The organism is Paenibacillus sp. strain BS8-2 (assembly GCF_054483835.1).
In genome coordinates this window covers 2,410,393-2,422,941 of sequence record NZ_CM137010.1, presented here as the reverse complement: position 1 = coordinate 2,422,941, position 12,549 = coordinate 2,410,393, and the positions used below count along the sequence as shown (strand labels likewise).

The 12,549-nt window shown below is 56.4% G+C and carries 10 protein-coding genes and 1 pseudogene; 4 read left to right on the top strand and 7 right to left on the bottom strand.

Features of this window, described 5'->3' with window-relative positions:
• Positions 1-85: 85 nt before the first annotated feature.
• The 3 genes from ACX1C1_RS10620 to ACX1C1_RS10610 are packed head-to-tail and all read right to left on the bottom strand — an operon-like array spanning position 86 to position 6,076.
• Positions 86-1,315 (bottom strand): acetyl-CoA C-acyltransferase, encoded by a 1,230-nt coding sequence (locus ACX1C1_RS10620; RefSeq protein ID WP_458957044.1) that lies wholly within the window; start codon positions 1,313-1,315, stop codon positions 86-88.
• A gap of 56 nt (positions 1,316-1,371) precedes the next feature.
• Complete coding sequence (locus ACX1C1_RS10615) at positions 1,372-3,834, bottom strand: 3-hydroxyacyl-CoA dehydrogenase/enoyl-CoA hydratase family protein (RefSeq protein WP_458957043.1); 2,463 nt, start codon at positions 3,832-3,834, stop codon at positions 1,372-1,374.
• A gap of 37 nt (positions 3,835-3,871) precedes the next feature.
• On the bottom strand, positions 3,872-6,076 hold the full coding sequence (locus ACX1C1_RS10610) for a (Fe-S)-binding protein (protein WP_458957656.1): 2,205 nt from the start codon (positions 6,074-6,076) through the stop codon (positions 3,872-3,874).
• 458 nt (positions 6,077-6,534) lie between these two features.
• Here ACX1C1_RS10610 and ACX1C1_RS10605 point away from each other — a divergent pair, with 458 nt between their 5' ends.
• Positions 6,535-7,365, top strand: coding sequence for an electron transfer flavoprotein subunit beta/FixA family protein (locus ACX1C1_RS10605; RefSeq protein WP_458957042.1), 831 nt, complete (start codon positions 6,535-6,537; stop codon positions 7,363-7,365).
• Positions 7,366-7,564: 199 nt separating this feature from the next.
• Positions 7,565-8,560, top strand: a complete 996-nt coding sequence (locus tag ACX1C1_RS10600; protein ID WP_458957041.1) for an electron transfer flavoprotein subunit alpha/FixB family protein — start codon at positions 7,565-7,567, stop codon at positions 8,558-8,560.
• 272 nt (positions 8,561-8,832) lie between these two features.
• Here the strand turns inward: ACX1C1_RS10600 and ACX1C1_RS10595 are convergent, their stop codons facing one another.
• Both ACX1C1_RS10595 and ACX1C1_RS10590 read right to left on the bottom strand, forming a co-directional pair.
• Entirely contained in the window at positions 8,833-9,510 is a 678-nt protein-coding gene (locus ACX1C1_RS10595; protein WP_458957040.1) for an SOS response-associated peptidase, read from the bottom strand.
• Between the two features lie 162 nt (positions 9,511-9,672).
• Positions 9,673-10,524 carry an AraC family transcriptional regulator gene (locus tag ACX1C1_RS10590; RefSeq protein ID WP_458957039.1) on the bottom strand — a complete coding sequence of 284 codons (852 nt, stop codon included), beginning with the start codon at positions 10,522-10,524 and terminating at the stop codon, positions 9,673-9,675.
• Between the two features lie 151 nt (positions 10,525-10,675).
• Between ACX1C1_RS10590 and ACX1C1_RS10585 the strand changes: the two genes are divergently transcribed.
• Together ACX1C1_RS10585 and ACX1C1_RS10580 are read left to right on the top strand one after the other, a co-directional pair.
• Positions 10,676-11,050, top strand: a complete 375-nt coding sequence (locus tag ACX1C1_RS10585; protein WP_458957038.1) for a DMT family transporter — start codon at positions 10,676-10,678, stop codon at positions 11,048-11,050.
• Positions 11,047-11,342, top strand: a pseudogene (locus ACX1C1_RS10580) (DMT family transporter). Before ACX1C1_RS10585 ends, ACX1C1_RS10580 begins: the two are co-directional and overlap by 4 nt.
• 26 nt (positions 11,343-11,368) lie before the next feature.
• Here ACX1C1_RS10580 and ACX1C1_RS10575 read toward each other — a convergent pair.
• Together ACX1C1_RS10575 and ACX1C1_RS10570 are read right to left on the bottom strand one after the other, a co-directional pair.
• The gene (locus tag ACX1C1_RS10575; protein ID WP_458957037.1) at positions 11,369-12,091 is read right to left on the bottom strand and encodes a hypothetical protein; all 723 of its coding nucleotides are present in this window, start codon (positions 12,089-12,091) and stop codon (positions 11,369-11,371) included.
• Complete coding sequence (locus ACX1C1_RS10570) at positions 12,079-12,528, bottom strand: flavodoxin (protein WP_458957036.1); 450 nt, start codon at positions 12,526-12,528, stop codon at positions 12,079-12,081. Before ACX1C1_RS10570 ends, ACX1C1_RS10575 begins: the two co-directional genes overlap by 13 nt.
• Positions 12,529-12,549 lie beyond the last annotated feature (21 nt).

Below are 12,549 nucleotides of genomic sequence, written 5' to 3'. Positions count from 1 at the left end.
TCGCATTCCTCCTTTGTCGTTACCAGACTTTCTTGCCTAAGCGACCTCAAGAAACGTCTACTCGCCATTTCCATGCATGTTGCTCCTACGGATACACCTCAATGACTCCCGCCGCGCCCATGCCGCCACCTATGCACATCGTGACGACGCCGATACCGCCGCCTCTACGCCTGAGCTCGTGGATCAGCGACACGGTTAGTTTCGTGCCGGTGCATCCAAGCGGATGACCAAGCGCAATCGCACCACCGTTCACATTCACACGATCCGGGTCGAGTCCCAGCTCCCTAATAATCGGCACGCATTGCGCAGCAAACGCCTCATTAAGCTCGAACAGATCGACTTGTTCCTTCGTAATGCCAGCCTGCTTCAGCGCCTTCGGCACCGCTTCGATCGGTCCAATGCCCATCACTTCCGGAGCAACGCCGGCCACAGCAAAGCTTCGGAACGTTGCCAGCGGTCTCACACCCAGCTCTTCTGCCCTCTCCCGGCTCATGACGATTACCGCAGCCGCCCCGTCACTCATTTGGGAAGCGTTGCCCGCCGTAACGGTCCCTTCCCTCGCGAAGGACGGCTTGAGCGGCGCGAGTGTTTGTGGCGTCGTCTCTGGTCGTACACCTTCATCGACGCTGAACACAAACGTTTTCTCCCAAGGCCGGCCAGCATCGTTGGTCCCGGATCTCGTGGCTGTAACTGGAACAATCTCTTCCTCGAATCTTCCTTCCGCGATGGCCGCAGCGGCTTTCCTATGACTGGCGGCAGCGAATGCATCCTGCTCCTCACGCGTCACACCGTAGCGGCGTGCCACCTCCTCGGCTGTATGCCCCATCCCCATGTATACCTCAGGCATCGTGTTCACGATATCGGGATGCGGCGACAAGCGGAAGCCGCTCATCGGTACGTGGCTCATGCTTTCGACGCCGCCAGCGGCAACAACATCCGCCTCGCCCAGACGAATTCGCTCGGCTGCATACGCGATGGATTGCAGCCCCGATGCGCAGAAGCGGTTGATAGTCACCGCCGGAGTCGTGACGGGCAGACCGGCATACAGCGAGAGGATGCGCGCCATGTTGAGCCCCTGCTCCCCTTCCGGCATCGCGCAGCCGATAATAACGTCCTCTATCGCCGCTTCGCCCAGCTGTGGCACCCGTGCCAGCGCCCCCTGCAGCGCAGCCTTGCCTAGGTCCTCCGCCCGCGTCTCCGCGAGGCTTCCTTTATTCGCTTTGCCCACTGCCGTCCTCGCAGCTGCCACGATAACCGCATCTCGCCCCGTCTTCGGGAACGGTGACGCCGGCAACGATTGTTCAGCACTCATCATCAACACTCCTTTCGATCGACTTGTTAGTGGTTAGCAGCTCACTCATGTAGGGCCGGCTAGTTCCGCAGCGGCTTGCCTTTGGTCAGCATGTGACTCATCCGCTCCTGCGTCTTGCTTTCGCCGCACAGACTGAGGAAAGCCTCGCACTCCAGGTCGAGCAAATATTGCTCGCTCACCCTCGCGCCTTGGCGCACATCTCCTCCTGCAAGCACATGCGCTAGCTTACCGGCGATACGTGCATCGTGTTCGCTGATATGGCCGGAGAGCCGCATGCCTTGCACCCCCATGGCAAGCACTGCCTTGCCCTCCCGGCCAGCAACAGCCACTCTCTCCTCCAAGGGCGCCGTGTAACCCGCACGATCCAGCTCCAACACCAGTCGCTTTGCTTCGGCAATGCGAGCATCCTGACGCACGAGCACGCGATCCTGAGGTCGAAGCAGCCCCAACTTGATGGCATCGTGACCGCTCGTGGATGTTTTGGCCAGCGCGATCGTCTCGAATAGCGCATTGACATGCGGCTGCAAATCACCCGGAGTTGCCCCGCTTTTGCCTGCTGTCAAAGACGAAAGCCCCGCCCTCTGCATCGCCAGATTCGCTGCCTCCTTACAGCCGCCGCCTGCCGGAATAAGTCCGACTCCCGTCTCAACCAGTCCGAAATACGTCTCCGGCGAGAGGACAATCGCATCCGCAGGCAGACACGTCTCAACACCGCCGCCGAGCGTCATGCGATGCGGGGCTGCTACGACTGGCCGATCCAGCCGTTTCAACCTAAGCATGCTGTCCTGGAAGAAACGAATAATGTCCTCGACCTCTTCCCACTCGCCAGCCTGCGCCTCCATCAACAGCAGCATCAAATTGGCTCCTACACAGAAATTACGGCCTTCGTTCGCAAGCACAAGCCCCCGCCAATTGCGCGACACCTCCGCGGAGCTCTGCCGGATTGCAGACAGAATATCTCCGCCGATCGCGTTGTTAGGAGAATGAAATTCAAGACAGACGACATCGTCGCCGATATCGATCAAGCTTGCGCCGGATGTTCCAAGCACCGTCCGCCCGTTTTCTTTGAGCGCTGCAAGCGAGATTACGTCCTGTTCCCGCTGCTCCTCCTTCACTCCCCCGGTCGAAACGTAGAATCGTTGTTGTTCCGTGGTATGGTAGAACGATGTATGTCCTTCTGCGAGCAGGGTCTCTACCCACTCCGGAATGATATCCCCCTCCTCACGCATCCGCGCCACGGACGACGGCAGACCGATTGCATCCCACAGCTCGAATGGACCAAGCTCCCAGTTAAAGCCCCACTTCATCGCGCGGTCGATATCGACGACCGACTCCGCGATGACTCCTACTTGCGCCGCCGAATAAAGCAGCGTCCGTTTCACGGTCGACCACGCGAACTGGGCGTAACGATCTTGCGGGTTAGAGCCGATCAACGCCTTCGCTTTCGCCGCGGCCCCCTTCGCTGCTTTGGCTGCATCGATTATTGGCGAGGACACCTTCACCTGCGGACCGTATTCCAGCGTCCCGAAACGCAGCGATTCGATACGGCTGCGCCCGTCCGCGTCCTTTCGCTTGCGGTAGAAGCCGGAGCCGCTTTTCTCCCCCAGCCGCCCGGTTGCTACCAATTCCTCGAGCACCTTCGGTCTGGCGAACGTCTCTCTCTCCGCGCTGTCCCTACTGCGTTCCCTCACGTTGTCGACGACATGCAGCAGCGTATCGAGGCCAACAAGATCCAGCATCCGGAACGTTGCCGTCTTCGGTCGTCCCATCGCGGGACCGGTGAGCGCATCCGCTTCTTCGACCGTCAGTCCGAAACGTATCGTATCCGCCAGCGTGACGAGCATGCCGTATGTGCCAATCCGGTTCGCAATAAAATTAGGTGTATCCCTTGCCACGACAACACCTTTGCCCAGCCGGTTCACACAGAGCTCGCCCAGCAGCTCCGTCACCTCGGGAGCCGTATCCTCCGTCGGCACGATCTCGACGAGCTTCATGTAACGAGGCGGGTTGAAGAAGTGAGTCGCTGCAAAATGCTCGCGAAACTCCTTGCTTCTTCCCTCAGCCATCGCGGCTACAGACAACCCTGACGTGTTCGTCGTGACCAGCGTTCCCGGTCTTCGGGCCGATTCGATTGCCGCAAGCACCTCTCGTTTGACATCGAGCCTCTCAACGACCGCCTCCACGATCCAATCGGTATCGCCGAGAAGCGAAAGATCATCGGTCAGATTGCCTGGACTGATCCGGGACATCCATGCCGCGTCATATAACGGGGCAGGCTGACTTCTAGCCAACCCAGCGACCGCTCCTGCTGCTAACCGATTGCGAACAGCGGGATCCTGCAGCGTGAGCCCCTTCCGCTCCTCCGCTTCCGTCAGCGATTGCGGCACAACATCAAGCAGCAGCACCCGCATGCCGGCATTGGCAAGATGAGCGGCAATCCCCGCCCCCATCACCCCCGAGCCGATAACGGCTGCGGATCGTACGGATGCCGCCGTTCTTCTTCTAGTCGGTGTAATCGACATCGCTTGTTTTCACCTTCCTCTGTGGATGTTTGACCTGCTACTCTCCAAACACGCTCTCTGCGAGCAGCTCCGCCACGTCTCTCGCTTCTACCTCCTCGTCTGCGGATAGGAACCGCAACCCATCCTCCATCATCGTGAGGCAATACGGACAGGCTGAGCTGATGACGGACGGCTTCACTTCGAGCGCCTGCGCCGTCCTTGCGTAGTTAACCCGCGTGCCGGAGTGTTCCTCCATCCACATCAGACCGCCTCCCGCTCCGCAGCACATCCCTTGCGCGCCCGACCGCTCCATCTCCTTCACGGTAATTCCAGGTATAGCTCTCAGTAGGCTTCGCGGCGCTTCAAACGAGTTGTTGTATCGGCCAAGGTAACAAGAGTCATGGATCGTCACTTGCTCCTCCACCGCGAAGGAAGTCCGCAGCTTTCGCTCGGCGACCAGTCTGGCCAATAACTCTGTATGATGCTCTACTCGCACCTCGGAGGACAAACCGAAGTCCGGGTATTCGTTCTTGAACGTGTTAAAGGTATGCGGGCATACCGTCACGATATGACCGACGCCGTATTTCGCGAAGGTCGCGATGTTTTCTCTGCACAGCTCTTGGAACAGCAGCTCGTTGCCGATCCGTCTTGCCGTATCGCCGGAGCTCTTCTCTTCGTTGCCAAGCGTAGCGAAGTCGATGCCCGCATGGGCGAGCAACCGGATGACGTCGAATAATACCTTGCGGCTTCTCGTATCGTACGCCCCCATGGAGCCTGCCCAGATCAGGAGCGAAGGAAGCTTCTCGCCGCGTTGCTTGCGTTCCGACATCGTATCCACCTTGATGCCGGTGCGGCTGTAACATTCTTCGATCCACGCCGCCCGCTCCGTCCGCGGAAGCCCCCATGGATTGCTCTGCCGTTCAATATTCTGAAGCGCACGCTGTCCGTCGTTCGGAAGTTTGCCTTCCATCAGCACGAGATATCTCCTCATGTCGATAATTTTGTCCACATGCTCGTTACCGACCGGACACTGCTCCTCGCAGTTCCTGCACGTGGTGCAAGCCCACAGCTCATCCTCCGTAATGACATCTCCGATGAGCTCCAGCTCTTCGGCGTTTGCCCCTTCGCGCTTGCTCCACCCCGCCTTCTGCACCTCCATCGTCGGTGCGATGTTCGTCTTGTACGCAGCAAGAGGCTCGGCTTCGCTGCCCTGCTGCTCCCAGTCCGGCATCACAGCCCCCATGACATGCGCGGCTGGCTCCGCATGACGGTACACGAGGCTGCCAGGCAGCCACGGTGACTTCGATGTAATCGAAGCTCCTTTCTCAGTCAGATGATCCCGAAGTTTGACAATGAGATGCATCGGCGACAGCAGCTTGCCCGTTCCGGATGCCGGACACACATTCGTGCAGCGTCCGCATTCGACGCAAGCGTATAGATCCAGCATTTGCTTCTGGGTAAAATGTTCAATTTTCCCCGCGCCGAACGACTCCGCATCCTCGTTCTCCAGATCGAGCGGAACCAGCCTTCCCGGCGGGGTATTGCGGCGGAACCAGATATTAACGGGAGCCGTGATGAGGTGAAAATGTTTGGACTGCGGCACATACACCAAGAAGCTGAGCAAGATTACCAGATGCAGCCACCAAAATAATTCAAACCCTGCATGCGCAAGCCAGTCTCCGCGTTCGACCGCTCTGGCCAGAACCTCCGATAGCGGTCCGCTGATTGGCGCATATACTTCTGCTACAACATGTGTGACAGACAATCTCTCGAAGGCGAGCGACAGCATGATGGAGAGCATCAGCCCCCCGATGAACCAGAGCACGATGGAAGGCTTTAGATCTCTTTTGAGCCGGGGCAGCTTCTCGCCGTATCGCCTGTACCCCCCATAGATAACGGCCAGAAACACCATGCCAACCGTCACCTCTTGCAGCCAAGAGAACGGGCCGTAGAATGGGATCGGCAACGCCTCGCCTCCGTTCAGCCCTTTCCAGATGAGATCGAGCGCACCGAATTGCAGCATGATAAAGCCGTAAAAATACACCAGATGCATCACGCCGCTCCGCCAGTCGTTCAGCAAGCGCCGATGGCGGAGCATCTCGCTTCCGAGACCCGTCTTGCCGCTGGCTTTCGAAGGACGATGCCGCTCAAACACGGTCGGTACGCCTAACCTCATGTAGCCGATCCTCCGCCAAATAACCGCTGCGAACATCCAGACCGCCGCTGCTGCCAGCATCGCGAACAGCAGCCATCTGACCCACATCGTGAACGTTCCGCCTTCCGCCTGGGCAGCCGCCAATAGGCTCACCTCCGCAGCCACGCCGTTATGCCCTGCAGCAATAGGGACCGTCGTCCATAGCCATGCCACTGGTCAGCCCTCCCTTGTTAACCGCGTCAATCCGCCGCCCTTCATCTGCCAAGGTGAAACGGTTGGTGCTGCCATCAGCACCGCAGCGCGTTTCATGCCAAGACATATAGGTCAAGCATGCAAAAGCAATACTCCCCTACATTGGCACTTCTCTTCATTGGGACAAGCTTGTGAAGCGCTTACATTTTTATCCGCGGTGCTCCATTTATATGAACGGCAGGCGGCGAACATGCTCATTTCGCCATGGGATCACAGGGTCTAAAGCGGGAGCTAACATCATATGGTAGCACTGATGGACAGTGGCTCGCGGCAGGCTGGGCAAGATCAAATCCAAGCTCACAAGGGAGGCAGCTATGGAAACTATCGTAGTGTTGCTCAAACAAACCTTCGACACCGAAGAACGAATAACCGTCACCCCGCAAGGCGTCGACGAACGGGATGCCAAGCTGGTCATTAACCCTTATGACGAATATGCTCTCGAGGAAGCACTGCGGCTAAAAGAGCGCTCCGGCGGCAACATCATTGTCGTTACTTGCGGTCCCGAGCGTTCGCAGGAGGCGCTTCGCACGGCGCTTGCCGTCGGTGCGGACGAAGCCATTCGCATCGATTCTGCCGGGCTTGACGGCGACAGCTATGCTTTATCCGCCGCGCTGGCAGCCGCAATCGCGCCGCTCGCACCCGATCTGCTGCTCGCCGGGCTGTTCGCGGTGGACAGCGGCTCCGGCAGCGTCGCTCTTCAGGTCGCCGAGCGGCTAGGTCTGCCCCATGCTTCGGCGGCCGTCAAGCTCACCGTCGGCAGCGCGTCAGAGCTGGGCGTTCCGCCGGTTAACGGCGCGGCATGGTATGCCCTTGTGGAGCGCGATGTCGAAGGCGACACGGAGACCGTCGCCTTGCCGTTGCCTGCGCTCATAACGGCACAGCAAGGACTTAACGAGCCGCGATACCCGTCGCTGCCGGGCATCATGAAGGCCAAGCGCAAGCCGCTTCGGGTTGTCGCGGCAGGCGAGCTTGGGCTGGGCGGGAGCGCAAGTGACGAAGGCGGAGTCAACACACTGGTGCGCACGCGCCGGACAACGCTCACCCCTCCCGCGCCCCGCGCCGTAGGCAAGCGTATTGGAGGTGCAGCGACAGAGCAAGCCGCCGGTCTCGTGAAGTTGCTGCAAGATGAGGCTAAAGTGTTATAACTAGGTAACCTCCCCACGCTCACGTCTCGCTTGCTTAGCAAGCGTATTGGGTGGTGGAGCTAGCTGGCAGTATCGAGAAGCAGGTTAATCTAGCTAACAAGATTTATTGAAATTGGATGTCAACTTTCGATGGGCATAGCAGATGGAACGGCTATAGCAAAGGTTCGGAGATATTTTTTTCTGAGAGGAGTTACAAGATATGAGCAGAACAGTACTCATTTATGCGGAGCGACGTGATGGGGCACTAAGGCGAGTTGCATTCGAAGCGCTTGGAGCAGCTAAACTTCTAGCTGGAGACGACGGCAGTGTGCATGCCGTTATCGCTTGCTCAGGAGGCGCTGCCGAGGATGCCGCTGCCTTAATTGACCGCGGAGCAGATGTTGTGCACATCGCCGATGATCCCTCGCTGCTCGGCTATACACCTGAGACATACGCCGCCGTAATTGGTGCTGCAATGTCTACCGTTCAGCCAGATGTCCTCCTGCTCGGCCATACAGCCATAGGGCGCGAGATAGCGCCGCGCGTTGCCGCGGCATATGGCGCTGGCCACATCGCTGATGTCATCGCGATCGAGCCAGCCGATGGCGGCGAAGTAGGCTTCGTTCGCCCGCTCTACGCCGGCAAGGCGTTCGAGCGGCGCGTCTTCGAGCCGGGGCACCCGTGGATCGTCACGGTGCGCCCGAACAATCTCCCGCCGGCGGAACCGCTGGACGCCGGCGGTAGAGGCGGCACGGTCGCCGTGCTCGCTTATGCGGCGCCGCCGCTCTTGACGGCAGTGCGCGGCGTAGTCCGCCGCACTGCCGGAGGCATTGACCTCGCCGAAGCCGACATTGTCGTGTCGGGCGGCAGGGGCGTGCGCAGCGCGGCGGGCTTTGAGCCGCTGCAAGCACTGGCTGCGGCGCTCGGCGGCGCGGTCGGCGCTTCGCGCGCCGCTTGCGACGCCGGTTATTGCGACTATGCCATGCAGATTGGGCAAACCGGCAAAGTCGTGACGCCGCAGCTTTACATCGCCTGCGGCATCAGCGGCGCCATTCAGCATCTGGCTGGAATGAGTCAGTCGCGCACAATCGTCGCGATCAACAAGGATCCCGATGCGCCAATCTTCAGTATCGCCGATTACGGAATCGTCGGCGATCTGTTCGAAGTCGTGCCTCTGCTCACCTCTGAAGTACTTCGTACGCGCTCAGCCAGCTAAAACATTGCTCATTTGGTAAGTAAGAGATACGTAATACGCATATAATGATGGTGATGATGATGGTGATGGTGATGGTGATGGTGATGAGCGGATAGTAACAAGCTGATAGAAAAACAATAGAAACACAAAGAGGTCGAGCCTCTGCAAAGTTGATGAAGTCAACTTACAGAGGCTCGACCTCTTTGTTCTCATTATTTAATCTTGGCTGCAGCCATTATGTCGTTCTCAACGACATATCGACCTCATATAACCGCCCTCACTCTCGCCTACGCTTAAGCGAAATCCGGCATCCGGATTTCCAAGACGCAATCCGGCGCTTCGTACCAGTCATCGCGTACTGCGTTGGTGACAGGATAGGAACGCATCAGGTAACCATCCATCGCTTCCAAATGTTTGCGGAGCTTGCTGAACTCCTTAATCTTAGGGTTCAGCCAATCCTCCATTCCCTCTTCGTCAAGGATGACTGGGACGCGAGGCTGCCACACGGACATGGATCCCGAGGCTGCCGCTGTCACCATCGTAAAGGCGCGCACTTCTTCCCTTCCATTGACGTGGCGCCAGCAATCGAAGATGCCCGCAATGCCCATCAGCGGCTGGTTCGGCACGATGGTATGCATAACGCGCGGGTCGCGTTCCTGTCCGAATGTCTTCTGGCCGTAGAAGCCGCTGCAAGGGATGATGCAACGTTGTCTGCGCAGCATCCGATCCAAAAACGGCTTTTCCGCTAACGTCATATGATCCGTATTCACCGAATCCTTCGCCCAGAACGGGAACAATCCCCACCGGGCATCCTGCAGGACACGTTGATCATGTCTGTCGTTCATAATAATGGTTACGTCTTGCGTCGGCGTAATGTTGAAGCGGCCTTTATGCCCCTTCATATTTTTGTTTACTGTGAATTTGTCCATCAATTCGCCAATCTCCGCCGTTAACGAAAACCGTTCAATCATCGCAATCGCTCCTTCTCTGGTTGCATCGGATTATTGATTACAGTTTTCGTTATGAAGTTGGAAATTATACGAAACGCAGGTAATTAACTACACGCACATTATTCTCCATAAACCATTCATCCCATTAGTCTTCTAACTGTTTAAGCACATAGGCGCAACTGTTTAGGCGGTAAAACGTTTACGAAATTTTAGCGGCGGCATACCGGTATGTGCGGCGAACAGCCTTGAGAAATGAGGCGTCTGCCTGAAGCCTGTTTCTTCCGCAATACGTGCGATCGTCCAATCTGTCTTGATCAGCAGCAATTTGGCTTGATCGAGCCTGTAATACAACAAATATTGTTGCGGCGTGCAACCGAACACTTCAGTCATGCAACGCGTGATATAGTTCGTATGAAGATCCAGCACCTCGCTCAGCATCCCGTTGCTGATGGTGCTCCTGTAATTCAGCTTCAAATAAGCCGCGGCTCGTTCCGCGATGGATACCGCCGCTTTGGCCGCGTCGGAACGCCAGCCTTCGTCCATCATCTGCAGCAGATGAAGGAACCGTTGCTGCCGATCCCAGAATGCCCCATGGGACGAACTTTTGGCGGCTTCGTGCAGCTGCGAGAATATTAACTTCGCTTCGTCGGGGTAGCTGAGCTTCATCCGTTTGGGCAGCCGAATCGCATAGGTATAATAATCTCCACGCAGCGTCCCCGGTTGATTCGCGTCCGTCTCCTCCCAGGCGCCGGCCGCCTGAAAGTGTACCCAGTCAAACACGGTCACCTCACTGCAAGGTTTATAGGAGTAATGCCAGCGGTCCGGCCTCAGAATAAGCGCGTCACCAGGCGTGAGTGTCCATTTGTTGTTATCTTCGGCGACATATAGCGTTCCCTCGTTGACAAAAAGCATATCAAAAACACCTAGGTTCGTCCGATTGGGATGTTCGTCACCAGGCTGGTATGTTGTGCGATTGGATTCGATAAAAAAAGGCAAAGGCGGCGAACGAAACGTAACTAATAAATCGTCTGACAAAAAATCTCCCCCAGCATGACAACGTTGATGTGAGTGCTTTATCCTATTGTAATGGGCTGCTGCTGAATCAACAATGAGTATTTTCGTACGAAGTATCGGCTTACTCTTCTCACGACTACTGAAATTGATTTAGGAAGGAGCGATCGCTCTCATGAATGAACCACTCCCAGAGCAAACGATAGATAAAGGCCAGTCTCTGACCAAAAACCGTGCATGGCTATACGTCGCGATCGGTGGAGCGTTAGAAATTATTTGGGCAATGGGCTTCAAATACGAAGCCGTGCCATCCCTGCTTGTGCTAGCTTCCCTGCTGCTAAGCTTCGATCTAATTATAAGGGCTGCCAAGGTACTGCCGGTGGGCACGGTCTATGCCGTATTCGCAGGGATTGGGACAATCGGAACCGTCATCGTCGTCGAAGCCATAATGGAAGGCGCTATCAGCTATGCCAGGGTTGGCATTATTGGACTGCTGCTATTGTTTATTATCGGGCTAAAGCTAAGCGGAGGAGGGAATGAAACCAAATGAATGAAGCATGGATATTTAATCGGGGAGTCATTGGCATTAAACGAGTTGCCGAAAAAAATAATTGGACCAACAATATCATCCTAATCGGCGGTTTCATCGTCAGCTTTCAATTGTTGCTCGGGGCACTCGAAACCATCTCCCCTCAACCGCCTATGCGGTATGGACGGGGATCGGCAACGTAGGCGCCGCGGTCATCGGTATGACGTTCTTCAAAGAACCGAAGAGCCTGCTGCGCATCATCTGCACCGCAGGCGTCATTGGCTGCGTCGTGGGACTCAAACTGGTAGATTAATCGATATTCCCGTATTCTAGCGCCACTTAGGAAATCGGAACGGCAATGGCAGCTGCAGGCCCTACGTTACTGCTTCCCAGCATGGACTTCACGAGACGCATATAATCCATAGACTGCTGCCACTTCGCACCATCCGGTTTCCAGCTCAATCGTTTGCCGCTAAGCGGCATAATGGCTTCGATCCGCGAAGGCAGATGACCGAATGCGGTCATCCCGAATACAACCGTCATATGGAAATACAGCTCCATTGCTTCGAGATTATCATCAACAACAAGCTTCTGGACGATATAGTCTCCCTTGTTCGCCTCTGGCATGATGATGAGGTGAAATCGCTGTGACAATTCCATATCCAGCTCCTCCACATAGACCATAAATGTCTCGAATCGGGTCATTAATGTGCCATTACAAGGCTCATCTACAAAAAACTTCTGGAGGTTGGTAATCATTTGCTGCCTCGTCTGCAAGAAATGCTCCGGGGAGTTAAATCGATAATGGCGATTCGTAAACCGGCGCATACATGAGGTTTCTACATCCGCATACGTCCTCTCGCTCGCGGGGATGAGACAAAGGTCGCCTACCGCAAGACAAGCGGAATGAAGCGCAAGCTGTGTCCAGTTGTCCTCCTGCCTCTCTCTACCCCATCCATAGCGAGTCCTCGCGCCATCCCGCGCAATCGAGCTTGCACCTCTTATGATCTGCTCGATTTTGCCGTCTTCGATACGTACGAGCGGCGGCATCAGCTTTTGCACAATACACCTGCCACTAATGATCCTAATCGCTTGCCTTCTTCCTTCTCCTCGTCTGACGCGTTGTATTCGAACTTTAGGCCTGGGCATACAATCTTAGCTCCCAGCTCGGACAGCTTATTCTCGATCAAATCCACCGCGCCGCAATAGACAGGATAGCTCGTGTCACCTGAACCAAATGCAGCGGCTTGCTTACCGGACAGATCCAGTCCGTCCATGTCTTCGAAGAAATCAAGGAACTCATCCGGCAGCTCGCCATCACCCCAAGTGTAAGCGCCGATAATAATTCCGTCGTATTCGAGCAGATCAGCAGCTTTGGCATCGTAAGCTTCCTTGCAGATGACTTCAAACCCCGATTCCTTCGCACCTTGGGCGATCGATTCCGCCATCTCTTCAGTATTGCCTGTCAAACTTGTGTAGAGCACGATGACTTTCGGCATTGCCTCCGCTCCTCTCCTATC